Annotated in this window: 23 protein-coding genes; 15 read left to right on the forward strand and 8 right to left on the reverse strand. The window is 54.4% G+C overall.

The features are described 5' to 3' along the window. The first annotated feature begins 107 nt into the window (after window positions 1–107). From NO345_RS11520 to NO345_RS11540, 5 genes are read left to right on the forward strand one after another with little or no spacing between them, the layout of a single operon-like run. Window positions 108–5,630, forward strand: coding sequence for a DUF5797 family protein (locus NO345_RS11520; protein ID WP_256299311.1), 5,523 nt, complete (start codon window positions 108–110; stop codon window positions 5,628–5,630). Window positions 5,631–5,675: 45 nt separating this feature from the next. Then, window positions 5,676–7,643 (forward strand): DEAD/DEAH box helicase family protein, encoded by a 1,968-nt coding sequence (locus NO345_RS11525; protein ID WP_256299312.1) that lies wholly within the window; start codon window positions 5,676–5,678, stop codon window positions 7,641–7,643. Between the two features lie 3 nt (window positions 7,644–7,646). Continuing rightward, window positions 7,647–7,835 carry a hypothetical protein gene (locus NO345_RS11530; protein WP_256299313.1) on the forward strand — a complete coding sequence of 63 codons (189 nt, stop codon included), beginning with the start codon at window positions 7,647–7,649 and terminating at the stop codon, window positions 7,833–7,835. Further along, complete coding sequence (locus NO345_RS11535; RefSeq protein WP_256299314.1) at window positions 7,825–9,795, forward strand: AAA family ATPase; 1,971 nt, start codon at window positions 7,825–7,827, stop codon at window positions 9,793–9,795. The genes NO345_RS11530 and NO345_RS11535 overlap by 11 nt, the downstream gene beginning before the upstream one ends. 2 nt (window positions 9,796–9,797) lie before the next feature. Next, a complete protein-coding gene (locus NO345_RS11540) occupies window positions 9,798–10,259 on the forward strand; it encodes a hypothetical protein (RefSeq protein ID WP_256299315.1) in 462 nt (153 codons plus the stop codon). A gap of 187 nt (window positions 10,260–10,446) precedes the next feature. On the opposite strand, the gene NO345_RS11545 is transcribed toward NO345_RS11540, so the two are convergent. The 6 genes from NO345_RS11545 to NO345_RS11570 all read right to left on the reverse strand — a co-directional run bounded on the left by NO345_RS11545 (window position 10,447) and on the right by NO345_RS11570 (window position 16,686). Further along, entirely contained in the window at window positions 10,447–11,625 is a 1,179-nt protein-coding gene (locus NO345_RS11545) for a cysteine desulfurase family protein (RefSeq protein ID WP_256299316.1), read from the reverse strand. Between the two features lie 3 nt (window positions 11,626–11,628). Next, a complete protein-coding gene (dndE, locus tag NO345_RS11550; RefSeq protein WP_256299317.1) occupies window positions 11,629–12,030 on the reverse strand; it encodes a DNA sulfur modification protein DndE in 402 nt (133 codons plus the stop codon). Next, window positions 12,027–14,054: a DNA sulfur modification protein DndD gene (dndD, locus tag NO345_RS11555; protein ID WP_256299318.1), complete on the reverse strand. Its 2,028-nt coding sequence runs from the start codon at window positions 14,052–14,054 to the stop codon at window positions 12,027–12,029. The genes dndE and dndD overlap by 4 nt, the downstream gene beginning before the upstream one ends. A gap of 12 nt (window positions 14,055–14,066) precedes the next feature. Further along, window positions 14,067–15,548 carry a DNA phosphorothioation system sulfurtransferase DndC gene (gene dndC / locus NO345_RS11560; protein WP_256299319.1) on the reverse strand — a complete coding sequence of 494 codons (1,482 nt, stop codon included), beginning with the start codon at window positions 15,546–15,548 and terminating at the stop codon, window positions 14,067–14,069. Window positions 15,549–15,630: 82 nt separating this feature from the next. After that, window positions 15,631–16,035 (reverse strand): hypothetical protein, encoded by a 405-nt coding sequence (locus NO345_RS11565; protein WP_256299320.1) that lies wholly within the window; start codon window positions 16,033–16,035, stop codon window positions 15,631–15,633. 420 nt (window positions 16,036–16,455) lie between these two features. Then, complete coding sequence (locus NO345_RS11570; RefSeq protein ID WP_256299322.1) at window positions 16,456–16,686, reverse strand: helix-turn-helix domain-containing protein; 231 nt, start codon at window positions 16,684–16,686, stop codon at window positions 16,456–16,458. A gap of 184 nt (window positions 16,687–16,870) precedes the next feature. Between NO345_RS11570 and NO345_RS20025 the strand changes: the two genes are divergently transcribed. From NO345_RS20025 to NO345_RS11595, 6 genes are all read left to right on the forward strand, one after another. Continuing rightward, window positions 16,871–17,404 (forward strand): DUF8112 family protein, encoded by a 534-nt coding sequence (locus NO345_RS20025; RefSeq protein ID WP_497007328.1) that lies wholly within the window; start codon window positions 16,871–16,873, stop codon window positions 17,402–17,404. Next, window positions 17,401–18,369: a hypothetical protein gene (locus NO345_RS11575; protein ID WP_303646798.1), complete on the forward strand. Its 969-nt coding sequence runs from the start codon at window positions 17,401–17,403 to the stop codon at window positions 18,367–18,369. The genes NO345_RS20025 and NO345_RS11575 overlap by 4 nt, the downstream gene beginning before the upstream one ends. Window positions 18,370–18,521: 152 nt before the next feature. Then, window positions 18,522–19,298: a DUF8168 family protein gene (locus NO345_RS11580; RefSeq protein ID WP_303646849.1), complete on the forward strand. Its 777-nt coding sequence runs from the start codon at window positions 18,522–18,524 to the stop codon at window positions 19,296–19,298. Further along, on the forward strand, window positions 19,295–20,251 hold the full coding sequence (locus NO345_RS11585) for a hypothetical protein (protein ID WP_256299326.1): 957 nt from the start codon (window positions 19,295–19,297) through the stop codon (window positions 20,249–20,251). Before NO345_RS11580 ends, NO345_RS11585 begins: the two co-directional genes overlap by 4 nt. Further along, a complete protein-coding gene (locus NO345_RS11590; protein ID WP_256299328.1) occupies window positions 20,248–20,913 on the forward strand; it encodes a 3'-5' exonuclease family protein in 666 nt (221 codons plus the stop codon). Before NO345_RS11585 ends, NO345_RS11590 begins: the two co-directional genes overlap by 4 nt. Window positions 20,914–21,078: 165 nt before the next feature. Then, the gene (locus NO345_RS11595) at window positions 21,079–22,146 is read left to right on the forward strand and encodes an HNH endonuclease (RefSeq protein ID WP_256299329.1); all 1,068 of its coding nucleotides are present in this window, start codon (window positions 21,079–21,081) and stop codon (window positions 22,144–22,146) included. 53 nt (window positions 22,147–22,199) lie between these two features. Here the strand turns inward: NO345_RS11595 and NO345_RS11600 are convergent, their stop codons facing one another. Continuing rightward, window positions 22,200–22,406, reverse strand: coding sequence for a hypothetical protein (locus tag NO345_RS11600; RefSeq protein WP_256299331.1), 207 nt, complete (start codon window positions 22,404–22,406; stop codon window positions 22,200–22,202). A 134-nt stretch (window positions 22,407–22,540) separates the two neighbouring features. Between NO345_RS11600 and NO345_RS11605 the strand changes: the two genes are divergently transcribed. Continuing rightward, window positions 22,541–23,065: a hypothetical protein gene (locus NO345_RS11605; RefSeq protein WP_256299333.1), complete on the forward strand. Its 525-nt coding sequence runs from the start codon at window positions 22,541–22,543 to the stop codon at window positions 23,063–23,065. A gap of 48 nt (window positions 23,066–23,113) precedes the next feature. Here NO345_RS11605 and NO345_RS11610 read toward each other — a convergent pair whose 3' ends face one another. Then, entirely contained in the window at window positions 23,114–23,977 is an 864-nt protein-coding gene (locus NO345_RS11610; RefSeq protein WP_256299335.1) for a CBS domain-containing protein, read from the reverse strand. Window positions 23,978–24,088: 111 nt separating this feature from the next. Here NO345_RS11610 and NO345_RS11615 point away from each other — a divergent pair, with 111 nt between their 5' ends. The 3 genes from NO345_RS11615 (at window position 24,089) to NO345_RS11625 (ending at window position 26,319) form a co-directional block, all read left to right on the forward strand. Next, a complete protein-coding gene (locus NO345_RS11615) occupies window positions 24,089–24,445 on the forward strand; it encodes a DUF8165 family protein (protein WP_256299337.1) in 357 nt (118 codons plus the stop codon). Between the two features lie 54 nt (window positions 24,446–24,499). Further along, window positions 24,500–24,769, forward strand: coding sequence for a DUF8110 family protein (locus NO345_RS11620; RefSeq protein ID WP_256299339.1), 270 nt, complete (start codon window positions 24,500–24,502; stop codon window positions 24,767–24,769). 83 nt (window positions 24,770–24,852) lie between these two features. Further along, window positions 24,853–26,319 (forward strand): amidohydrolase family protein, encoded by a 1,467-nt coding sequence (locus NO345_RS11625; RefSeq protein ID WP_256299341.1) that lies wholly within the window; start codon window positions 24,853–24,855, stop codon window positions 26,317–26,319. The last annotated feature ends 115 nt before the right edge of the window (window positions 26,320–26,434 follow it).

Consider the following 26,434-nt stretch of genomic DNA (forward strand, 5'->3'; position numbering starts at 1 on the left):
TCGTCATCTCTGACCGGAATAGTGCTTTCGGAAAGCGTTTAATACAGTTTCATGATTACTATGCTACTTGAGGAACAGACCTGATGGGATCTATTGACAACTCAGGTATGGATATCGAACGCGTTATTTCGCAAGCAGAAGGGCAGATAGACCGTCAACTGCTTTCTGGCCAAGGGGAGGGAGGGCTATTTACCACGGGATATCTCTCTGACAGTCCGTTTTATGAACTTTTGTCCGCGAACGAGGTACCTCACTACCTATTCGCCTCAGCGAAGAAAGCCCCGACCATCGATGGGCACCCCCAACGAGACTCTCTTGATGACTACCGCGCGATTACAGCTGTGACGAGTGATAGGATTCTCTATGCGGTCGGCGCGAGCGATGGCGATATCACGGGCGAAATTGGGTACGATGAGATTGATGCGGTTGATATAACAGATGTTGGGTCACCACTTCGGTCGAAACCCGTACTCCTCGTCGAGACTGTAGATCAGGAGTATCGGTTCTACGGTGCAAATGTCGCCAACAGGGATTCGTTACTTGATTTTATCCGCGAACAAATCACCAATGTCTACGAGTCGAAGACGCGAAAGCACATCGCCGACGCAAAGGAGGCACTAAGCGATGGCAACCTGACGCAAGCCGCTGATCAGATAGATACAGCACGGGAATTCTTCGGCGTAGCCAGTGAATGGCGAGAGCTAATTACGCGCGACGCTGATCTAGCAGATCTTGACGCAGAGATTGACTCGCTGACTGACCGTCTCTCTGCTAACCGCACTATTCAGTCGGTGCTCAAAGACGTCCAAGGGGCCATCGAAGACGGGGACGCCGCATTTAAAAAAGGCGATATCAACGAAGCGGGTGCCAAGTACAAGGAGGCCTATGACTGTCTAGATGATCTTGACGAAATGGTTGAACTGAATGCTATCCTAGGAGAAAGTGATATCAATTCTGTACGCTCAGAGTTGCGAGTTCGGGACTTTGCGACAACTCCTACCGAAGTTCATCGGAGGTTGCGGGATCGTCTTGAAAGAGCACGTAGTGCCGAAGCGGCATCCGAAAGGACGAGTGACCCGAAGCAGGCAAAAACTAATCTCGAAGCTGCTGCCGAGACTGTAAAGGAGTATTTCGATGAACTCCAGAGCGCCAATATCGGATTTGCCGAATGCACCCCAGAAGGGCAATGCGATGGCTGTGGTCGGCCCATCGGTGTTGACCTTAATATCGAAATCGGAGGGGTCCCCGTCTCGGTTTGTGCACCCTGTTCCGAATTTGGTGATAACCGGCTACTCACCGAGGACGAGGCGGAAGAATACATTGAACAATTAGAAACAAAGCGTAAGCTGACTGGACCACTTCCGGCCGCAGTTCGACGTATCAATAATAGCCACAGCCGGACACCCACTCCTGACGAAGTACTTTCTGAGGCCGGCGTGTCTGCCACCGCTTTACAGGAGCGGTACGGATCGTACGAAGATTTGCTCGATTCTCTTGATTTAGATCCGACATCGGACCTCCTAAATGATCTCCGGAACGTCGCAGACAAGGTCGAAAGACAGCCGACTAAGGAGGATGTTCGAACGCATGGCCGGTACAAGATAGCGCGGTTCCTCACTCACTTCGGCGACTGGGAGAGTGCACTCCAAGCAGCTGAGCTTAACACAACCGAAGGGGTCAATGGGTTAGCCGGAAACGACTCCAAAGAAGGTGATGACGGTGACGAAGGTGATGAACTGGATACCCCCACTACAGAAGAACTCCTCGCCCCCGTACGAGAGGCTGCTAATACACTTGGACGCCCGCCAACGTATCAGGAAGGAATGGATCGAACCCAATTCTCAGGCAGCCAGTACGGTAGTCAGTTGGGCACCTGGAACGATGTCTTAGCGGCCGCTAATCTCGATGTTCGAGAAGCCTTGTGCGAGGATTTACGATCAGTAGCTGACGAGATGGGCATGACTCCGATGCGGCAAAATCTTGAGGAATATGCGACGTATCCACCACGCCTTTACGAGGACTGCTTCGGGTCAATTGAAGCCGTGATTAAGGCCGCCGGGTTCGAATTGGTCAACACTGATCGGTACAACTGGATCAAAAGCCTCCGAAAGCTATACCTGGAGAAAGGGGAGGTTCCGTTACCATTCGACGTACGAGATCGCGCGCCAAATCTGCTTGACGAAATCTACGACGATGTTCAGACCTGGGATGAGGCTTTAAGTAAAGCCGGAATCCGCAAAGGTGACCAGGACGATTTCGCCGAACGGCTGTTGATGGAACTCCAGCAAGTCGGCGAGGAACTTGGCCATCAACCATCACGACAAGAGTTCAACCGTTACGGATCATTGCCCGTTTCGGAGCTCGAATCACACTTCGACTCATTCAAACAGGCACTTTCCGTGTCTGACCTGGACCTGCCGTCAGGACGACCTGTTCAGGGTCCGCTCGATGAACCGCCAGATGCAAGTGGTGAAATACCATCTCACACTGACCTACTCCGCGAACTCCACTGGCTTGTCGAACGAAAAGGTAGATCAGATGCCCGAGAGCGATTCGAAGAAATCGGCTCATTTGACGCTGAGCACTACGATTTGCAGTTTGGATCACTTGATGATGCGTTTGACCAATTATTTGAGATCCAACAATCCGATACTCGCGGGAGCGAATACGCTCCGCGACGCATCCTCGTTGACGAACTTAGCCAGTTCGGTGAATTTCTGGAGCGAGCACCAACGCTGATCGAACTGCTCTACTATAGTAGTGTTTCTCTGGAGAAATTCTCCGAGAAATTTGAGTCATTAGCTGACATCTATAATGCGGCAGGGTTTGAGTACGATGACGATTTGCCGTCGAACGAAGAGCTTCTCAACGACATTCAGCTAGTTGGTGAAGAGCTTGGTCGCCCACCGACACTCGATGAGTATGCTGACCACGGTCAATTTGACTATGCAAATGCTATTCGTCGATTTGACGGGTGGATTCCGACGCTAAACGCGGTCGGCTACGACTTATTATCAACTGTCCCGAGTCTTCAGTACTACCGAACTATAGAGGTTGACCGAGTTCGATTCGAGTCTATACTACGATTCCAAACCGGCTTTGGGGAAATGGCAATATTGTTGGACGACCTCTACCGTCTTCAACACCAGTTCGGAGACGAACTTTCAGCTCAGTTGGTCGCCGAATACGGTCGCTATCCGATAACTGCCTATCAGTCCGCCTTCGGTACAGTTGATTCAGCAATCTCGACAATCGGGCTAACTCCTACCAATGCAAGCGTTGGTGTTCAGATACTTGACCAGTCTCTCCGGACATCGTTCAGCAATATCAAGATGAGGCTGGGACGGCAGCCGACACAAGAGGAAGTAGATGCACTTGGCGAGTATGTGTCGATAACCTACGTTACCCGATTTAGCTCGTGGGATACAACGCTTGACGAGTGCCTTGAGTCATCTGACCTTGATGACCACAAGGCCCCAACCCCCTACGCACTGCTCTGGGAGCTTGACCGTGTCGCTGAAAAAATCGGGGATACCCCGAATCCGGGGGTACTCCTGGCAAAGGGACAATACGATGCCGATGTGTACCTCGACACCTTTGACTCCTGGCAGGCCCTCTACGAAGCCGCGGGGTATGAGTGGGAACATAGCGAAGGGGTAGGAACGGCAGCTGCTCCTGGGGAACTTGATACTACTAGAAATGATTCGGATGACGCGAGCGACGAGGGGCTGTCCCGAACCGATGACGTGAGTATTCACGAAGAGACGGATGGCACGGAAGCCAAGTCAGGTGACAATGCAGACGCTTCGGAGGAGCTGGCTACTAATTCCCAGGAGAACGAAGAGCGGCAGGAGATGATCGATACCCTCCAAGACCTCTACGACGATCTTGGTCGGATTCCGCTTGCACAGGATATCCGGGATCAGACAGAATACTCTCAACACGACTATACGTCTGAATTCGGAAGCTTGGACGATGCACTTGCAGAAGCAGGATATGACAAGCGTAAGGCCCTGCTAAAGGAGTTGGAACGAGTCGCAGATGAACTGGGCCGTCCCCCCACTACTGTTGATTTCGCTGACAATGCTGAGTTCTCTTCAGCGCTATACACGCAGTACTTCGGGTCTTGGGAAGATACACTTGAAGCGGCCGGAGTCAGCAAAGAAGATAACGACGACAGCGACGGTGCTGACAAAAAAGAGTCTGACACGAGTACAAGCGGCTCCGCCTCTAGCGAATCACAAGCCAATAGCAGCGAGAAGGGAAATGCCCCAGATCAGCCGTCCGACGAGGAATTGCTTGACGAACTTCGAACCCTCGACAAAAGGTTGGAGACGGTTCCCCGATGGGGTGATATGAACGAACGAGGCGCATATAAGAGTCAGACATATATCGACAGATTCGGATCGTGGGACGACGCTCTCGAAGAAGCTGGTGTTGATAAAGGTGGCCAATTGCTCGCAGAACTCAAACGAGTCGCGGACGAACTCGGTCGAACTCCATCGACGGTAGCTATGAACGAGCGGGGACGATACAGCGCCTCGATGTATGCGAAGTTCTTTGGCTCCTGGAGTAACGCTGTTGACAAGCTCGACAGGAAGGAGACAAGAACTAACCAAGAGACTGATCCCACGAAGGAGTCTGAAACTCCCGAGAAGGACGCACTTATTAGTGAACTCAATCGGCTGTCTAACGAGACTGATGGCTTAGTGAAGGCTACAGATATGCAGGAGGATGGGGCGTACGCAGTCAATCAATATACTGAGCAATTCGGGTCGTGGGACGAAGCTCTCGATGAGGCAGGAATTGAGCGGAAGGCTCAACTCCTGAACGAGATCGAGCAAGTTTGGGAGCAACTCGGTAGACGCCCCTCAACGGTCGAGATGAACAAACATGGACGAGTATCGGCTACGACAGTAACCAAGTACTTTGATAGTTGGGAGGATGCTTGTGATCTGGCGGACCCGAACATCGATTCAACTGGTGGATATAATTTCGATAAAAACTCAAATCAGAACAAATCGGAAGAGTCTGGTCCTAACCATGAACTGGATGGGGAAGAGATTAATCGGCTACGCGATATTGTTCGGTTACAACCGACGAAAAACGCCGAATTGAAGGACCAGTGGGGGTTGGAAAGTGGAAGCGAAGTGCATCGGTACCTGGAGTTTCATTTCTCGAAATACTATTACCGCGACAAAGATTCATATATTCGGGCAACTGAGGTGGGAGAGTCAATAATTGAGGATCCTGAAGGCGGGGCCCCTGCCAACGGCAAATCAGTCGGTAAGACGGATTTACGACGACGCGACCTGATCCTATCTCTAGTTGAGCTCTCAGAGAAGGTGGACCATCTTCCCGGTCCAAACGAAATCAAAGAACAAAGCGAGTATGCCCTCCAACGATATCAAGAAGAGTTTGGTAGTCTTATTAACGCCTACAAGGCGGCGGGTCTTCTCCCAGGGGATGCTACGAAGGAAGATTTCCATAGAGAGATAAGATTAGGATCGAACTCCGACAGTAGATACAGTGAATTCGATGAATCAGAGGAGGATGCAGCTCCCCAAGATGATTCGGGAGAAATTGATGATGCGTTAAAGAAGAAAATGTTATTCGACGAGGGGATTTAACCCTACGGCGATGAATTAAGTACCCACCTAGACGGACATCTCAATATGGACAGAACCACTACTCGGCTAAAGGATATTGAACTTCCACTATTGCAGGAAACTGCTACAGATGACCTGATAGAGGACTTTTATACCCCATGTCTGCAGGTGGCGACTGAGTATAAGCGCGCGGTTGGCTACTTTACCAGCAGTTGGTTTGAAGTAGCTGCTACTGGGATGGCGGGTCTTGCCGATAATGGAGGGACAGCGAAATGGATCATTAGCCCAAAACTGGCCACTGATGATTGGGAAGCAATCAAGCGGGGTGAAGCTGCTCAACGTGATGGAGAACTCTATTCCGAGATGGAAGGGTTAGTTAACGACCTTCAAACAAATCTGGAGGAAAACACGCAAAATACTCTCGCCTGGTTAATCGCCGATGGATTACTCCAGATCAAGATCGCGGTTGCTCAGGGCCAACTCACCGGCGATTTCCATGATAAATGGGGAGTAGTCACCGACAAATATGATGACAAGATAGCCTTCCATGGCTCCCAAAACGATAGCCGAAAGAGCCTCACAAACTATGAGGCAAATTCAATTTTCACGTCGTGGCGATCAGAATTGGACGCAACTAGAGTACAACAGCATGAACAACGCTTTGATGATCTCTGGGAGAATCAGAAATCTGGAGTCCAATGCTTCAATCTCCCGGATAGCGTGAATTTAGATATTGTGGAACTCCGTTCTGACGAACGGCCATACCAGGACCCCGGAGAGAAGACTAAACTTACTAGTCCATATCGTTGGCGACACCAAGAGGAGGCAGTGGATGCATTTATTGAATCAAAATCTGGCATCCTCGAAATGGCGACGGGAACGGGGAAAACGAGAACCTCGCTCAAGATCCTTGACCGCCTTCTTCGAGATGATGAAATTGAGGATCTTGTCGTCGCAACACACGGCAACGATCTACTTAACCAATGGCGAGAAACTCTATTAGAACACTTTTCACCAGGTGAGATGTTTCTATATCGTCAATATGGTGGGGCGAAGGAATTAGGAAACTATTTGGCGGCAGATAATGACCACGTTGATGTCCTACTGACCTCTTATTCGAATCTTAGTGATGCTATTGACGGGGATACGACGAACAAGCTTAGTGGTGCGCTTCTGATATGTGATGAAGTACATAACATGGGCGCGGAAACTAAGCAGGAGCAATTAGGTGGTGAATTGAATGTCTTCCCGTACCGACTGGGGTTAAGCGCGACACCTTTTGATCCATACGATCAAGACAGGAATGAATTTTTGAAGAATGAGGTCGGATCGGTAGTTTATGAATTTGGGTTGGAATCGGCAATTCGCCGTGGGATTCTCTGTGAATTTGATTATACCCCGCTCACCTATGAACTGTCGGAAGACGATAAGAAGGCGCAGAAGGAAGCATTTCGAAAGTTTGCGGGTATCAAAAGACAGAATCCATCAATTCCACAGAGCCAATTGTATATTATGCTTTCTAGGGTCCGGAAAGAGTCACATCAAAAACTCCCTGTCCTGCGAGAGTACCTGAATAAGAATCCAGATATCCTAGAGAGTTGTATCATTTTTGTGGAAACAAAAGATTTTGGCCATGAAGTACAGCAGATAATATTCGATTACGTCGATAATTTCCACACATACTATGGTGAGGATGACGAATCTAATTTAGAATCGTTTTCGCAAGGGGGCCTATCGACTCTTGTCACAAGTAGAGCTATTTCTGAGGGGATTGATATCCAATCGGTTAAAAATATTGTATTATGCACAGCCCCCCGTTCCCGAGGAACGACGATTCAGCGTATCGGCAGAGCGTTACGTAAGGACCCATCCAACCCTAGCAAAAAGGCTAACATCGTAGACTTTGTCGTTGGAAGTGACATCCACAGCGACGAAGTTGAGGATACAACAGATGGAGATCAGAGTATGACACCCCCCGATAAAGATAGATACGAATGGCTAAAAGATCTGAGCACGGTAACCCAGGTAGAATAATCTATGGCTGATAAGTTCTCCTACGAGGAGACCGCCGGCGACATCTTGGAAAAGTTTAACCAAGACGATAGCTTTGAGCAGCGGTTTATCGGATTCTGTCAAAATGCTATGGAAGGTAAGGCGGAGGACAAAGACTTGGAGCGGCTGATTTCCAACGTTAAGCTTTCTGAGGGTGAAATCAATGAAGCTTAGAGTCGAGGAGATCCGATACGAAAATATTCGAGAGTTCGGTGATATGCGTCTCGATTTCACCCGGGAAGGATCTAACGAAACCCATCACATCTCGTTGGTTCAGATGCCAAACGGTACGGGGAAAACCACAACTATGGAACTGATTCGGCATCTGCTCCTCGGCACTAAGCTAGAAGAAGAGCAAGTGCGGGAGTTTGCTCCGGATCCAGAGTACGCCCCAGAGTATGCCCCTTCTCAAGGGGAATTTGTTATGACCTTTGCGACTGACTCTATCCGATTTCGAATCCATATGGAACTCGACTATGAGATGGGGTCAGTTCAGTATCGCCACTCGTATCCACAACGCGAAGGTGGCGGTACTGACAGCGGTCATTTTCTACCACTTGAACTTGAAGACGCTCTTACCGAGGATTTTGTCGACCTATTCGTGTTTAACGGCGAACTCACAGACGATTTCATCGAAACTGGTCACGATAAGGCAGAAAACGCCCTCAAAATAGTTAGCCGGCTCGACCGAATTGAACGGCAGCGGGAACGTATCGACCGGATAGTTGAGAAGCGCCAAGAGGATTCCGGTGCTAAAACATCTCAAGGGCTTAAGCAGGTGCGTACACGGCTTAATTCGCGGCGTGAGAAGCTTCAGACACTAGAAGAACGCCGGGATCAACTTAACAAGGATATCAAGCAGCACAATTCCACAATAGAGGACCTAAAAGAAGAACGCGAAGAGATCATCGCTGAGGACAAAGAGGCATTAGAGCGATATAAAGAACTAGAAGAGGAGATTCAGCGCCTTCAGACAAAGCTACAAAGCGATGCAGGGGACCTCTTGGATGATATGCGGAGGCCCAGCGCGCTCGCGGCTGACTTTAATGAAGACTTCTCAGAACTACTGGAGCATATGACAATTCTGAAACTACCGAAGTCTACGTCAGAAGAATTCTTTAATGAGTTGGCTGAGGGGGAGACCTGTATTTGCGGGCGAGAGCTGAATGAGGAACATAGAGAGAAGATACGCAAGAACGCTGAAGAATACCTATCCGACGAAGACATTGGTGTACTCAATACCCTCAAAGAGCAGCTAAGAAACACAGCAGATGTCGAAGACTTTGAATCCAGGTTCACATCGCTCTCAGACACTCGCCAGGAACTCAAGAAAAATGAAATGGAGCAAGACCAATTGGATTTGGATGATCCTGAACTGGAACAAAAAAAGCAAGAATTGACCGAGAAGATAGAATCCGAGCGGAACTCGCGCAATGAGAAGCAGGAAAAAGTGGATTTACTGACCACGGATGATAAAGGTCAACGTGAACGATTTGACCTGGATTGGAAGACTAATATCCCTGAAGCAAAGCGGGAAGTCAACAAGTACGAGAAGAAGGTTCAGCAGGCAAGTGATACGGTCGAGTTCAGTAAACAGGCAGATAAGCTCGAAGAAATATTCGACGAATTTATTGACCGCAGTTTGTCGGAACTCAAGGAGCGTCAGATTCAGGAGACGAACGAACGTCTGAAACAGATTCTCGGATTGTCTGAGGTCCAAATCGAGTCAATTGATGATTCGATCAAACTACGGGGTAAGAGTGGGTCGTCAGAGGGCCAATCCCTATCAGTCGCATACGCATACCTCTCTACGCTGTTTGAGGGCTCGCAAGTAGACATGCCATTTGTGATCGATAGCCCGGCCGTCAGTCTCGATCACAAAGTTCGGCGTGAGGTGGCAACGATTATTTCTGGCCTGTTTGACCAACTCGTCGCGTTTGTCATCTCGACAGAGAAAGAAGGATTTGTACAAAACTTAGAACCGATGCAGCACGATGGATTTGAGGATATACAATATTATACCGTTCACAAAACCGACACACCTGGTGTAGTCCAAAAGCATACTGACCATGACTTCTTCATGGAGTTCACTTCTGAGGAGGAAGAAGCAACTACTACTGTGGGGGCAGAGTAATTATGTCATTCAGACTTAGCTCCTCGGCTCGGGATTATTTCGATAAGATTGAACAGAATAGCTCTACGGGCGATTTCGATAGTATGTGGGATAAATACTATCTGGCAGCTATGGTCGGAATCAAAGCTCGGGACCGAATTCGAACCGATGAAGAACCAACAGATGATCCCTTTGTCGAATCTGTCATCTCAGATTATGATGATCAGAAATACGAGATTTATGCGGCACTAATAATGGCAGAAATCGAGCGACAAAACATCCCTAAACGGGAAGAAACCGAGATTCGCCATCTTATGTTGGAGATCTTAGACTCGACGGATCCAACCCGATTAACGTCCTACGGGAAGACCTTATTAAATTGCTATGCGGAACGAGGATATCGGATTCTCGAAAATGAGGTTCCTGCTCCTGGAGAGTTCGACCAGTTTCTCCGGCAGTATCATAACACCTTAGAGTCAGTGTAGTTGCCTCACCGTCGAAAACGGCTCCTATTAAGGCCTACATGTACGGTACAGAGGTAGAGAAGTAGTCGTTCTCATTAATGGATGTGAGAACCCACCGTTCCATAAACTAATTTACTCTTCCAAATAGAGTCACTCACCCCGGTTTGATCCCAATCTGCCACTCCTGTTATCACAAATAAATCAAATCTCAGAAGTTAAGATTACGAAGCCGATTGACGATTTTGATCACCTCCTCGGTAGCGTATTCAACCTCCTTCTGGGTATTGTCTTTCCCGAACCCGAAGCGAATCGCATTATGCCAGACATCTTCGTTATCAGTAATCGATTGAAGCACGTGGGAGGCTTCGACTGTGCCGGTGGTACAGGCTGATCCTGCGGAGACGGCGATGTCCGGTTGCAGGTTTTTGACCAGGGCTTTGTTCTCTACTCCGGTGAAGCTGATGTTGAGGTTGTTAGGGATCCGGTCTTCCGGGTGGCCGTTGAGAACGACGTCGTCCAGTTCGTCGTTCAACCGGTCCCACATGTAGGAGGTTAGTTCGTCGACGTGCTGACTCCGTTCCTCCAGATTTTGATCCGCCATTTGCACGGCTTTTCCGAATCCGACGATTGCGGGGACGTTGAGTGTCCCGGAGCGCCAGCCTCGTTCGTGGCCTCCTCCGTGGAGTAGCGGGTTGAGTTTGACTTTCGGGTTCCGTCTTCTGACGTAGAGTGCGCCGACGCCTTTCGGCCCGTAGATCTTGTGTGCGGAGATGGACATCAGGTCGATACCCATCTCTTCGACGTCGATGGGGAGGTATCCGAGTGCTTGGACTGCGTCGGTGTGGAAGAAGACCTCGTTCTCTTTGGCGATTTCCCCGATCTCCTTTATCGGTGCGATGGTGCCAATTTCGTTGTTGGCGGCCATGATGGAGATCAGGATGGTTTCGTCCCGGATTGCGTCCTGAATGTCTGCAGGATCTACCTTCCCGTTTTCGTCGACGGGTAGGTAGGTGACGTCGAAGCCGTCTGTTTCCAAGTCTTCGCAGACTTCGAGTACTGCTTCGTGTTCGGTGACGGCAGTTATGATATGGCTGCCTTTGTCGTTGTCAGCTGCGTAGTCTGCTGCTCCTCGGATTGCCAGGTTGTCCGATTCGGTGGCTCCGCTGGTGAAGATGATCTCTTCTTCACGGCAGTTTATTGCTTCCGAGACTCGTTCTCGGGCCTGGTTTACTGCTTGCTTCGCTTTTGCCCCGAAAATGTGGTCTTCGCTGGCTGGGTTGCCGTAGCTTTCTGTGAAGTAGGGAGTCATCTCCTCGACGACCTTTTCGTCGACGGGTGTGGTGGCGTGGTGGTCGAGGTAGATGGGTGTGTCCACGTCAGAAGTCATTCGTTATCCTTCCTGTTGGGCTTCCAGTCCTTTTATCTCTCCGGGAACGAGGTCGTAGAAGTCGCTTAGGTCGCTTACGTTACCTGCTACTCGTTCGACGCCTCGGTTGAGGTGTGCGACGAACTCTTCGTAAAGGTCCTCTTCGGGGTCTTTCCCTTCCTGGATGAGTCGTTCTTTCAGGAGGGCCATGTAGAGGGTGTCGTGTTCTCCGAGCAGGGTGTACCGGTTGAAGGTTTGCCCGTCAGTGTCGTACTGCTGCGGGTTTGGCGGACGTGGCTCGTTGAGGGAGTAGCAGAAGCCAATTCTGCCGAGGTAGTTGGGTGTCATCCCGGTGTTGGCTTTCAGCATTTTCAACTGGTTGGTGGCGTCGCTGTCGATGGTGATCCGGTTGAATTTCTGGCTCATGATGTGATCTCCCCGAGTGATCGCTGATCTTCGTCGTCTTCGGTCCAGAAGTAGCCTTCCGAGGGAACGGTTTTCCCTTCCTCTTCGTCGTACTCCAGCCGGTATGCCTGAGAGATGTATCCTTCCAGTTTCTGGTACTGGTGGTCGTCGATCTCCGTGTCGGTGGAGAAGATGATCACTTGGTGTGCTGCTTCAGGGAAGAAGTGGGTGATCAGGTTGTCCCGGTGATCGTTGTCGAGGCGGCCGAGCGGTGTGTCGACGATGAAGGGTAGTGGCCGGTCGGAGATCTCTGCCAGTGCCCAGAGAAGGGATGTGGCGAAGATCTGTCGTTCCCCGGCTGAGAGCTCTGTGTGCGGCTTGCTGTTGCCGTGGATGGTCTTGATCGTGATGTCGAGGTTTTCTTCGTTGATCTCGATTTTGTCGTAGAAGTCGCCCTTGTTGGAGAGGGTGATGTAGCGTTCGCTGAGTTTCGACTCCAGTTTCCGCAGCTTCTTCTTGGCGAGTTCTTCGCGGAAGTCCTTCACGGCATTTCGGACGTCAGAGGCGAGGTCTGCTCGTTCGGAGACATCTTCGACACGGGATTTCTGCTCAAGCTTGTTTTCGACCTCGTTCTCTTTCCGCTCTAAGCGGGTCTGGGCTGTACTGATTTCTTCCTCCAGTTCTTCGAGCCGCGATTTGATGGCTCCCTTCTCCTCAGTAAGCTCGTTCAGGTCATCGATCAGCGGTGAGATGACCTCTTGGTCAGGAGCTTTGTTGAGACCGGATTCGACCTCTTGGAGTTCCCGCGTTTTGTCTTCCAGGCTCTCTGTGAGGTCGGCAAGCTGGTCCGGGACGTCGTTCAGGGCTCGGTCGGTAAGCGAGTAGATCTCCTGTCGCTGTGCCTCCGAGAATTGGTGGGCGAGTTCCGGGTCCTCGTCTTCGATTTCCAGCCGGCTTTTGAGTTTATCCTGGATGCGGTCAGAGAGCTGTCCGACCTGATCTTCCGGCATATTCATCTCTTCCCAGACGTCCTCGTCACCGAGTACGTCGTCGAGTTCGTCGGTCAGCTCGTTCCTGGCGGTCGCCCGGTTCTGGCGTTCGGTCTCAGTCTTCAACCGGTCAACTACGGATTCACAGAGATCCGGTGCCAGGGTGAACGGGTACGCGCCTTCAGCGAGGTCTCGGATCTGGTCTTCGAGTTGTTCGATACTGGCGTTCAGTTCAGCTCGGCGTTCCTTGAGTTCCTCTCGCTTGTCGGCGTAGGAGCCGCCCTCTTGGGCGATCTTCGATTCCTTGTTATCAATCTCGTCTTCCAGCTCTGCTAGTCTCTGCTCCTTCTCTTCTCTTTCCTGTTTCAGGTCCTCGAACTCCTGTTCGATTTCGTCTCGCTGGTTCTGAAGCTCCTGGATTTCGTCTTTGATCCCTTCTACACCGCTTTCTTCGAGCTTCTGGGAGATGTAGATGGATAGGTCGGTGTCCAGGCGTTCAATCAGGTCGAGGCCGAGGAGTGAGTACATCGAGTCCTCGAAGTCGGCGTCAGATTCGACTGCTGACGCAAGCTCCTGGATTTTCTCCCCGTCGAAGAAGAACAGTTGGGAGACTCCTGGCGGAACCAGTTCTTTCAGGAAGTCCTGCCACTGGTCCTCGTTGAGTTCGGAGGGGATCTCTCCGTTCCTCCGGACTTTCAGGTCCTCGACGATGCTTTTGCCACGGTCGCGCCAGGAACGCTCCACAGAGTAGTGGTCCACTTCGCCCATGTGGGAGTACTCAAACTCAAGTCGGACAGCTGCTGTATCTGCTTTGCCGTCGGGGTATTCATGGAGCTTGCTGCGGATTGCTTGTTCGTAGTCTTTCCGGGCAGTGCGACGGCCGAGCGAGGATTTACCGTGGAGACAGAATCCGATTGCTTCGAATAGCGTGGTTTTCCCCGCTCCGTTTTTCCCGCCGAACAGTACGATGGGAGAGTCTTCTGTTGAGCTGAGCTCGATTTCGTTACGACCTCGGTAAGGGCCGAAGTCTGTGATGATTAGCTTGTTGATTCTCATGAGGCCTATCAGTTAGACGTCTACTCCGTCGTATTCCCACGCTTCTATACGGTCTTCACCTTCGAGTTCAGCGACGATCTCCGACATGTCCCGCCAGTCCTCTCGCATGACTTTGTCAAGCTCGCTGTAGATGGATGCGCGCCGTTTCATGCCGTAGTGCTGGAATTCGGTGTCGAGCAGACGTTTGACGAGTTCTGCGGGGACATCATGTTCTTCACAGACCTCGCTGAGGACTTCTGCCTCCATCTCACCGAAGGAGCCGAGATCGTCGTGGACCCAGTCCAGGTCGTCGTCCATAACCTCGTTATAGATCTGGGGTACGGAATCTTCCCAGTCAGCACGTTCTTCGCGCCAGAGACGACGGATCTCTTTGAGCTCTTCTTCCCTGATCAGATCCATCTCCTCGTCTTCAGGGATTTTCTCGTTGACCTCTTTCTGAGTCTCCAAGAGCTTCCGGAGCAGGTCTTTGCAGAACTCGAACTTGTGGGCACGTGGGATGATGCCGTCACTGCCGTTGGTCTTCTCTTTGACATAGCCGTGTTGCCGGCCCTTGACCATCCGGTAGTTCGGCTTCTTCTCGGGATCCTGCGTTTCTTTGAGGAAGTCACGGAACTCCAAGAGGGGTTCCATCCATTCGTCGCCCTCGTCGATCATATTCTCCATCGCCTTGTCTTCGGAGACGACTGTGCAGGTCCAGCAACCGAACCGGCTGTTGCCGCAGGAAGGTGTCTTCGTGTCGATCACCATCGGGCACTCGTCGTCTGCTTCCTGGTAGAGTGCGGCGAGGTCCCGGTTGTTCTTGCCCCAGGGGTTGTCGACGGCTTGAATGAGGTAGGTCCAGACGTCGTCGACGATCCAGTCCTCGATAGGTGTGTAGACGAAGGCGTTGGCGAACTTGTTGTGGCGTGAGAGGACGCTGCCGTCGATACTGTGCATCTCCATTACCTGTTCTCGCGTGGCCGATTCTGCTTTCCGTGCTCCGAGGATTACAACTACTTCTCCGTGTTCAGAGACCTGGTTCTCGATGAATCGGTCTGCAGGGTCGATTTTGAGGCGTTCCGTACACCAGCGGAAGTTCTGGTTCGGTGCCGGGTAGCCCCGGCCGATAAGGTTGACCCAGAAGGAGTCGTCAACCTTGGGAGTGACCTTGTGGGCGGTGAAAGGCAGATTTTTCTTTTCTGCGTATTCGTTGATATTTTCCAGAGTGGAGATGATGTGGTTGACGATTTTCGGCGTTTCTACTAAAGTATCACTTGAGATGACATGGATTGGCTTCTGCCTCTTCTCTTCTGGAAGGTCTTCGATGGCGTACCAAATTAGCTGGAGGGCAGTGGTGGAGTCCTTGCCGCCACTGTAGCCGATGACCCAGGGGCGGTCATCCGCCAAATAGGTTTCCTGTATCTCTCCGTAGATGTCTTCAAGAGAGCGGTTGTCGAAAACGGACTCGCCTTTTTCCTGGCCAGTCTTGGCAACCTCTAAATTATCTGTACTCATGTTGATATCCTCTTGGTAAGATTGCTGTTCGGGAGATACTTGTATCTACCCGTACCTACCGGCGGACTGACGATTGGTCCCGCTATGATCCGTTGGTTTTCCATTCTAGATTCCCTGTGTTGACTTCCGATTTTTCTACCCTAATAGCGCCCTTCTCAACGGCTTGCTCAAGTGATAATTTATCTTTCATTAGGTAGATATCGTGGTTCCGGCGTTGCTTTCTCATTACTGAGTTACTCAGTATCGCGTTTGAATCTGTTTCTTCGTCTGCGACGACACAGTACTCCTCAGGGGAGTCCTCTATCACCAGTTCATAGAAGTAGCTGTCCAGAGTTTGTTGTACCTCTTCCAGGTCTTCTTCTGGGACTTTGAAACGGTATTTATCCCTATTGTAGTACTTTTCTAGTTGGTTGAAGAGCTGTTCCTCGTCGAAGTATGCCGTGAACAAGTATGTGTTCCCGAAGTCAAATGCTGTTATCTCCTCCATGTCGACGTTGAAGCTGGGCATAATTTTCCCTCTTTCCAGCGTGGGGCTCTCCTTTCTAGTTTAAACTCTACTGTCTAATACCTCCGCCAAGGGGAGTGAAAGTGGAACCGCGGGACGGCTGCCGTCCGATCATTAGGGAAAGGTGGAGAAAATATAGCTGAATTCTTCAGAGATTCTTAGTTCGAGGGGTCCTCGCAGATAGTGGTAGCTGGGATAGGACACACCTTCGGCACTAATCGGAGGAATCGACGATTCAACTCCTGCGGACCGTGGGTAAGATAGAGTTATCAACCGTCTATACTAACAACGTTCGAGTGTATAAACTGCTGGCGAGGATGACGTATTCATCCGTGAATACATCGGTATGACGCGTTCAGTAAAGCAATAGAGCGGGGGATATCTCACGCGACAAGTAGAAAACTAATCATTCAGTTCCCAGAGGAGTGAATTCCCCACTTTTCTGCTCCTAACCTCCCCTTCCTCTTCGAGAGATTTTAATTTCAGATAGGCGGTTCGACGGTCACAGCCAATATAATTGGAAATGTCCGTCGTTCCACTTGGACCGAGTTCGTCTAAGGCTTTCAGGAAATCCTGAGGCGGGTACTCCTCAGTGAATTTCCCACTTTCTTCGTCCCGGTCCCGGTCGCCCATAGTACTGACGTGAGTGCCATTTCACATATGACTGCTGGATAACCCTCCATTAGTCGAGCGTCCAAAGGTTTATACCAATAGACGAGTGACTAATGGATACGAACTCAGCCGTTGGGCACTGATCAACAGAAATGCCCGGGTGTTGCAGCACCCAGGCTGGGTTCCGAATACCGTCCGAGAACCCATGAAGAACTCAACTTCGAAAACCCAAGAAGGTAGCGACAGGCCACTGATTGAAGACATACATCAAATAAATTATATTTCGCTCGGGGAAGGGGCCGCGACGTGTCAAGTGTGCGGCTCTTCTCTTCGTGAGGGTGAGTCGGTCGCAGTGTACGTGTTTCGGCCGGCTGGTGAGGTGATGTTTCAGGTCGGTCACGTAGTGTGCGGTGACGAGGGTCATGAGCTTCCCACGGAGTACACGCTTGGTGTGCGGGAATTGCTTGTCGAGGGCCGCATCGGGGTGTGCTCGGACGGGGCGACGCAGTCGTCGTGGCCGGTGCTGTTGGATCCCGAAGTGGTGGGAGTGAGTTCGGCGGCGACGAAGTCGGTGCGGAAGATCCCGGATGGTGGGTCGTCTGCGAACGTCGCGTCTGCTGTTGAGGAATCAAAGCCGGACGAGGCGTCAGCAGAGGTGTCTCTGGGCGAGGCGCAGCGTCGTGCGAGTCGCCCAGACGGTGATGTAGTTCGCGGGTTGTTCTGGGGTGGTGAGCGATGACGTCGGGTGAGTCGGGGCTCGTGGATTCGCATCTCGATGTCGAGCTGGACGTGCCGCGGTCGGTGGAGGAGATGTTGCTGCCGGACGTGTACGTCGGCTTGGAGATCGACCTGCTGTCTCCTGGTGATGGGATCGTCACGGATCGGCATCATGCGTCGGCGGATCGGTACGAGGCGGATGATCCGATGAATCAGATTGAAGGGCAGATTTCGCCGTTCACGTTGAGCGGCTGGTTGCGACACGGCTGTGAGCAGGTACTCCAGATCGCTGGAGCGACTGCTTGCCACCCGGGAGAACCGAACGCGGATTACATGCGCGCGAACGTGTACGAGCGCGACCTCGAATCGGGGTACCACGAGAAAGGTGCGTGCCTCGACGAACACGACGATGGATGTGTCGTCTACGACTTGTTCGGCGGGTTTGGCTCACAACCAGGGAAGTTGCTGCGTCGCCCGGTGTCATTCTCACCGATCCGCCGACAGGTGGATGTCCTGGACGGCGAGGCGGAAGCGCATTACAGACAGATCTCGAATCAGGTGCGGTCGCGGAACGAGGAAGACGGTGGGCAGCCGCTCCGGCAAGCGGACCGAGACGTCCTCGGAAACGTTGAGGGGACGTGGAAGCTGACGCTCCGCGAGCTGAAGCCGGAGTTCGTCGGCCTGCTGTTGGAGGCGGTGTCGTTCCTCGACGCGCACAGCAACGAGTTCGAGTTCCAGGTTGGTGGCGCTCGGAATTTCGGTGCTGGGATCGCGGACGCGTGGGTGATGAATCCGCTGTACAGTGAGCGGGAGGTACGGCGGGTGTTCAATCGCGCGCAGAATACGACCGCTGCGATGGCGGAGAAGGATGAGATGTGGGCGTCGAAGTGCCGGCCGGAGTTCGTGAAGGCGCTGCAGGCGCGGACGGCGTCGCGTGACGGTGATTTACCGTTGCTTGACGGTGAGTCGGGAGGTGAGTCTGCGTGACGGGTGCTGATGATCCTGATGAGTTGGATGAGGCGCAACCGCCGTCGACGGAGATTCGCCCGACGACGGAGCAGGAGGCTGACGCTGATGAGGCCTCGTCGCCGACCGACGTTGCTGAGTCAGCGTCGGCGGAGACTGATGCGGCTGTGTCGATGCTGTCGGTGTACCGGCACGACGTGCACAAGTCGCGTGGCCGGTCACACGAGGATGCGGCAGCAGAGTTCGCTGGCGTACCGGTGAATGAGCCGGTGCCGTTGGGCGCTGATAGTGACGCGGCGTTGTTGAGTCGGCCGCGTGGTGAGCCGGCGCAGTCGGTGAAGAATCACATCTCGCCGTTTCGGCTGTCGCTCGTGACGGGTGAGACGGCGACATCGGCGGGCCGGGTTGAAGGCGGGATTCGGAGTGCATTGGCGGAGCTGGTGCAGACCGAAGATCCAGTCGAGATGCACGCGGCGTGGTTGGAGTCAGCGGTGGCGTCGATCTTCAACGAGTCTGTGTACTACCCGTACACCTCGCTGAAGTTCCACACGCTGCTGACGGCTGCCTTGGTGGATAATTACCGTGCGGGGTGCGGGTTCGACGACTTGTACCTCGTGGTGGATCGGTCCGAGGACGCGGAGGCCGATCCGCGTGTGGTGCCGCATCGAACGGTGTTGGTGCTGCCATCGTTCGCGCTGCGGATTACTGGCGAGCCGGGTGAGAAGCCGGCGGCGCGGCTCGGTGCTGCCCCGGCCATGTCATGGGCAGACGTGTGGACCCGGCTGCCGGAGCACCCGTTCGATGGTGATGACGGCCGGATGTGGCGCGTGGTGGATGCACAGTTGCGGCGGATCCAGTCGTGGTCGACGGCGTTGCAGTTCATCGAGGAGAGTTACGGGTGGTGGCGAGCGATGCGGCGCAGCTCCCGACTCGGAGGTGGTGAACAGTGACAGTGGTTCAGCGGGTGCTGCTTGAGCTGGACGAGGATTACCTGGGGCGTCCGTACTACGTGTCAGGGAACGCGCTGTACCGAGCGATTGCGCGGCGAGTGGAGGCGTCGACGCGGCGGTCGGTCGCGGTGAGTCACGGCGTGTTCGTCCCTGGTGAGCACGGCGGGTACCCGGACGAGCACTCGCAGTCTGGTGGTGCACCGTACTTCGGAGCCGGGTTGCGGCCGGTCGAATCGTACGAGGACCTGTTCCTGTTCCGGGATGCGGCGCAGCGGTGGTTGTCGTCGTCGCGGCCGCGAGACGCGCACAACACGCACGATCTGCGAGTGCATAGTGGGCGCGTGGCGTTCGCGCCGACTGTCCGGTTCGGGTTGCCGCGCGAGTCGCGGAATTCGAAGCGGACGATGACGTGGTACGTGCATTTCTACGTGCACGGCGACACCGGCGGCAGCGACGTCATTCCGCTCGACGAGGACGTGCTGGACGGGCTGCGGCTCGGCGGCGCGCGGAATTACGGGCTCGGTGGGACGAGTCTGAAGGACACGCAGACGGTCGATCTGGATTCGCTCGATTACTCCATGTTGGAGGATGCTGAGGGGTCGTTCGAGTTGGAGTTGGTGTCGCCGTACGTGACGGGGAGTGAGTACCCGGGGGCGGATGACCAGTCGGTGCCGTGGTGGTGGACGCCGCGTCCAGGCGGGCTGCGTCGACGCGAGGAACGACTCGTTGAGGACAGTGATGTCTACGAGTTGGAGACGATTGATCACGGGCAGGTTGTCGGGTACGGTGGGCCGAATCCAGTCGAGACGGCGAAGAGTGGTGTGTTGCGGGTCGGGACGCACTCCCGATTCGGATTCGGTGAGTTCCGGCTGCGACCAGTTAGTGAGGATCGCGTTCCGGAGCGTGCGAGCAACGCGGCCGCCCGTGAGTCTGCTAGAGGTGGGCAGCGATGACGCTGGAGTTGGTGGCGTTTGACATCGAGACGACGGGGTTCGAGGTTCGTGATGAGGTGACGGTGGCCGGGTTTGCTGTGCCGATGGGCGTTCGCGTGTTCGTACAGACCGGTGGGCGAGCAGCGCCTGATGTGGAGGCCGCGGTTCGTGATCGTGTCGAGGCGCACGTCCAGGTGTCGACACACGACTCGGAGCGAGTGTTGTTGGAAGCGGTCGGGGGGTTCGCTGCAGAGCGCCTGGTCGGGAACGACGTGCTGTTGGTTGCGTTCAACGGTGAGTTGTGGCGGTCTGGGTTCGACTTGCCGTTCCTGCGGACGCGGCTTTCGCGGAGTGATGTGGAGTGGCCGTTCCGGGAGATGCCGTATGCTGACCTGCTGCCGGTCGTGACGAACCGGTTCAACACCGTTGGCGAGGATGGCGATGAGCGGTCGGATCTGGCCGGCGTGTACGAAACGTTGTGTGAGGGGCAGTATGGTGATCTCGATCCGTTCGCGGGGAGTGAGGAAGCCGTGACGGCGTACGAGGAGGGCCGGTTCGCCGATGTCGTGGTGCACAACGTCGCGGATGTTCTGCGGACGCGGGAATTAGGGACACTCGCGGAACGGTACTGCTCGAAATCCGATTTCAAGCTGAAATCACTGACCCCGACACGTCATGAGTGATCCACACGTGACCCGCCGAACCGTGAAGTTGCGGGCTCTCGCTCGTGTCGGAGACAGACAGCGTCGGTAGTGCCGCTGGTGCGGATTGAAGCGATAACCCAGCAGATTGCGGTAGAGCGGCGCTGTACCAGATGCAGATCAACGGAAGCCCGAACTGAGATCGATATGGCAGAAGCTGAATCACGACCCCCTGAAGATGAACCGAGCGGCGCAAACACAGAGAGCGACGAGTCCGGGGTGACCAGTCCTCGGGAGTGTCACGAGACGGTGGATCCGGAGACGCGAGACGACGTGCTGGAGAAGTACAAGCACCGCTGTCAGGCGTGCGGGCGGCGCGGCCCGGGGAAGGGCGGCCTAGCGACGCTGCATGTTCACCACATCGAGCGCGACCCGGACGGGATGGACGAGCACGACCTGGAGAATTTGACGTTGCTGTGCCGGTCGTGCCACAGCTGGTTCCACCAACAGAGCACGCCGGACGACTCGCCTGTCGAGATTACTGAGGAAGATCAGAGCGTGCTGCTCCCGCAGGACATCGAGATCCTACGGTACTTAGCGGACAACGGGCCGGACCGAACGGGAGACATCGCGTCAGGGCTGCCGAGCGATCACTCAGTGTCATCCGTTCGGGAGCGGTTGTGGGTGCTGATGGGCCTCGACAACCTCGTCGACGCCCGCGACCGACAGATCGTCGATAAAGACGTCGAAACCGGCGAATGGGGCCTCACAGAGCAGATCGAGAACTCGGCTCGCGGCCACATTCCAGATGACCCGCAACTGCTACTCCAGCGGATGGAAGACGAGCAAGTCAGGCAGGCGCTCGACCGCGGGTGTGATCGCAGCGACATCATCGACGTGCTCGGCATCTCGCGGCGCACGACGTTCAACAAGAAAAAGCGCGCCTGTGCGTACGACTTCCCGTTGGACGCGTTCAACCGCGGTGGACGGCCGACAGATGGTGACCGTTCGGAGCACAGCACCGTCACGACCGACACAGCAGCAGGTGAGAGCGATGAACAGCAGCGGCTCGATGCAGTGGCCGAACAGGAGCCTGACTCGCTGGGCCGAACGGAAACGTGGGGAACGCCTGAAACTGAACCCGGAACACAGCCCTCCGATGAGAATGTGGCAGATACAGGTGAGACTGTGAGTGAGCGCGGTGCAGACGATAAACTGCGCGTGCATCTGCAGCACGCAATCGACGCGCTACAGGAGGTGGAGCAGGCACTGTAACAGACCTACGTGAGAATCGTCAAATTGGTTTACAGCAAGTGGCCGAAGAACAGCTATCCTCGTACCTCTCGGAGGTGTTCCATGGCGGATTCGAAGTTTTCAAACTCTGATCCGCACTCACAGTAGAGAACTGGATGATCTGCCTCTTCAATATCGAGGATTTCCTCCGTAACGCGATTCAGTTTATCGTTTGACTCATCGTATTCGAACTCGATTTCCACACGTGCCGGCGCGTCTTCGTAGAGAATGTGGCTTGCCATATGTTCACGGAACTAGCGATGGGCATTATTTTTGCGCATCTCGGAGCTACTCACCGGGATAGTTAAGACCCCGCTCAGTTTCTCCCCGTCAGTTGTGAGGGAGACATATCACTGTGGCATTGGAAGATGGTGGTATGGATGCGGACGATGTTCGGGAGTGGGCGAGGTTGTATGAGGAGAGTTACGATGAGGAACTCCACGAGATTGAACAGACGCTCCATGAAGCGCTGCAAGCGCAGGGGTACATTACGCAAGGACAGCTTCGTGATGTGGTCACGTGGAAATTGGATAATCAAGCGGGACGTCGAAGCGGGAATATTGAACGAGTGGATCAAGTTCCCGATGCGTTTGTGCGCCGGGTAAGTGAGGCTGCCTTGTTGGTCGGCGATCCAGAGGTACAACTCAAGACGTTGTCCTCAATTCCTGGAATTGGGTATGCGACAGCGACAGTCGTGCTTACGTTCTATGACCCTGAGCGGTACGCTGTAGGGGATCGGTACATGGTAGATTTGTTCTTCGGCGAAGATCGGCAGATGCGGGTGACAGATTATCCAAAGCTGCTCTCGGAGTTGCGTGACCGGAATCCGGGAGGATTCGATCTCCGAACGGTGGAGAAAGCATACTATCAGCGATATCGGGAAGTGAACGGTATCGCGTAGGCCAACGGTTGGGGGCTGCTGGTGTATAGACTATCGCGTGATCTGTAGTTACTCAAGGGATGAACCTGGAGATGTTAGAGTGGCTTCGTCACGTGGTTTCGTCGCCCCTGGGTCGTATCCTGCGTCTTGAAGGTTCGAAAGGACATCGTGGATGGTGTCGAGAGTGTCATACAGGTTTTCTGTGGTACGGCCGTCGCTGAGGAACTCGTTACTATCTGTGTTTTCGACGAGGAGGTTGGCGTGGGCGACGTCGTTGCGGAGGTCAGTGACTTCGTGGAGTCGGGAGTCTGCACCGCCTTTCGTAGAGAACCCGCAGGCTTGCCAGCAGGCTTCGACACTGGTGACGATGGTTTCGAGCGTGGAGAATTGTGCGTAGTGGAGTTCGTCTAACGCGACGTTGGCGGCTTGTGCGTCTTCGTACCGGTCTTCGATGTCGTCGAGTTCGTCTGCGGTGACGGGCGTAGTTTTCCAGTCTGGTTGCTTGTCGAGGATGAGCTCGCGGAGGTGTTCTTCGAGGTAGGTGATGCGGTCGAAGAGATAGATGCGCGCTGGGGCGGTGTTGAGATCGGCGCGGGTGAGGATGCCGGTGACGTTGTTGTGGCCGCCGAGAAAGTAGACTGGTTGCTCGATGAGTGCGGACAGGACGTCGGTGAACGAGGTGTCACCGCTGATCATGTGGCCGATGGTCAGAGGGGTGAGGTGGTCGTCGAGAGTGTTGCCATCGTCGTCGGTTGTGACGTCGTCTTTGTGGATGAATCCGATTGGGTCGTCGTTCGCGTAGACCGGGGCGGCGTCGTACCCGTTCTCGGCGAGCCACTCGGCAGCGGTGCTTGGTGGCGTGTCGTGTTGGAGGTGTTCGACGGAGTGGGTGGCGAGTTCGGCTGCGGTGCAGTCGTAGAGGTCGCGGGGCATATTGCCCGGTGGGACGCCGAGGGTAGTCAAAATGCGGGTGTGGTAGAGAAAGGGTGAAGTACCAATCCACCACAAGGTTAATACTTGTGGGACATATATTTCTATTTGATTATGCTCAAAGGGCATTTTGAGTCGGCGGGGGCGAGTATCGAGTACGGTGCTGCTGGCTGCCTCTTCCCCGTCGATGAGCTGGATGCGACGGTGCTCCAGTACCGAGATGCCCAGATCGCGCTTGACGACGTCGATGGATCGGACGTCATAGTCGTCGCCCCGACGAGCCTCGCAACCAGTTACTTCCTCACCGGGCACGCGCTGACCGCAATCCCCGTCGACAGTCTCTCCACTGCAGTTCAGACCCGGCTCGCCACCGAGCTTGACGACCCCGTAGACACGTTCGAGCTCATCCAGATCGGCAAGTGGAACAGTACCAGCGAAAATCATTCACTCGCCGAGTTCACCGACGCCTGACCACCAACGCTTGGTTGCACTGACGCAAACAACGCCAGCAGTACACGACGACTGATGACTGAGACACTTGCCGACGAGTATCCCGAAGCCGCCCCGTACATCCAGCAAGCTGTCGACGAACACGGCGAAGACTGGGTGCTGGAACACTACTACGAGCAACTGTACCCGCTCGGGCGAGTGATGGCGATGCCTGAGAAGGACGAACTCCCGTTCTACGACGCGGACGAGCACGACACGATGACGGAGAAAGATCGAGTGGAGATGTACCAGGCATGGGCGGAGTACCGGGAGAATCTCCGCACGGGGACGAAACCCGACGAGTGACGTCTGTCCTCTGTACGAGGCCCGTATTCAAGAAAGACGGGACCCGAACCTTGACGCGATGGCCACGTCAGTGACGAACCAAGATGGCTGCTGACATTGCGATTACTGATGCGCTCGTGCTCACGGTCGATGAGCGCAACCGGCTGTTCGAGCGGGGCACAGTCCTCATCGAGGACGGTCGCATCACTGCCGTCCGACAGACCGACGAGGACGAGACGGACGGGGAAGCGACACACACGATTGACGGCGACGGGAAGGTGGTGATGCCGGGGCTGGTCAACGCCCACACGCATCTCGAACTCACACCCCTGATCGGCGCGTTCAGCGACCTCGACCTCCTGGAGATGATGGGGAGTATGACCGCCCTCTACGGCCGGATCGGCGAGGGTGAGTTCGACTATCTCGTCGACGCCGGGTACGACCTCGCAGCGCTAAATTTCCTCCTAGGGGGCGTGACGACGGTCAACTCGATGGATGTCCAGCCCGCGTCGGGGGCTGACACGTTCGGGGAAGCGGGCCTGCGCGGGTTCTTCGGACCGACAGTGACGGACCTTTTCTGGGATATCCCCATCGACGAGCAGTTCGAGCGTGCCCGCGCGTTCATCGAGGCGTATCACGACACCTACGAGGGCCGGATTCGGGCGACGATCTGCCCGCACGACGACTGGTCGTGTACCCGCGAGCTCTGGGAGCGAACTGCTGACCTCGCCGCCGAGTATCCCGATCTGCTCGTCCACACCCACCTGCTCGAACTTGAAGAGGGCAATACGATGGCGCGCGCGAACGACGCCGCCGACTCACTAGGGCTGCTCGAAGACGTCGGCCTCCTGGACGACCGCTTGCTCGCCGCGCACTTTCGGGTCGCCGACGCGGATGATATCGAGCGGACGGCGGCTGCGGGGGCGTCAGTCGCGCACTGCCCGTCGGTGTTCGCGTACTGGAATCCGGACGCCGACATGCAGTGGACGCCAGTCCCCGAGTTACGCGACGCGGGCGTCGATGTCGGGCTCGGGATTGACGACCACTACTGGCACGACTCCTACAGCATGTTCGGCGAGGCACGCCAAGCCCGTCTTTCTGCCAACGTCAAGCGGACGACCGGCCAGTATTCGTCGATGGAACTCGTGCGAATGCTCACTATTGAGGGGGCCCGAGCGCTCGGCATCGGGGACGAGATCGGCAGTATCGAACCCGAAAAGCGCGCGGACTTCATTCTTCTTGACGTGGACAAGCCGAAGTTCACGCCGCTAACTAACGTTCCCGCACACGTGGTGAACAACGCCGCCCCAGCAGATGTCGAGACGGTGATTGTGGATGGGGAGTTCGTGCTGCGGGACGGCGTCGTGGAGACGATGGATGCCGAGGCGGTCCAGGAGCGCGTGGAACGCGCCGTGGAACGGTTCGCCGACGAAACCGAGTGGGAGCTGGACGTCGGTGGCGGATCCCCACCAGGCGGGATCGACACGCTCCGCGACCTGCCCAAGCGCGGGCCCGCACGCCTCCTATCCCGTCTCGCAGTCCAAACGATCCGTGACCAGTCTCCGTTGTAACCCAACTTCCGCTATTCTGGTTATAATAATCAGGACTCAGCAGAGCTGCTATTCCCCATTGAATCCGTTATGATCGGTACCCCTTGAACGTCGGCCCTCTGAGGGAACGAAGTCC

This window comes from Haloarchaeobius salinus, from assembly GCF_024464185.1.
GTDB classification, from domain to species: Archaea; Halobacteriota; Halobacteria; order Halobacteriales; family Natrialbaceae; genus Haloarchaeobius; species Haloarchaeobius salinus.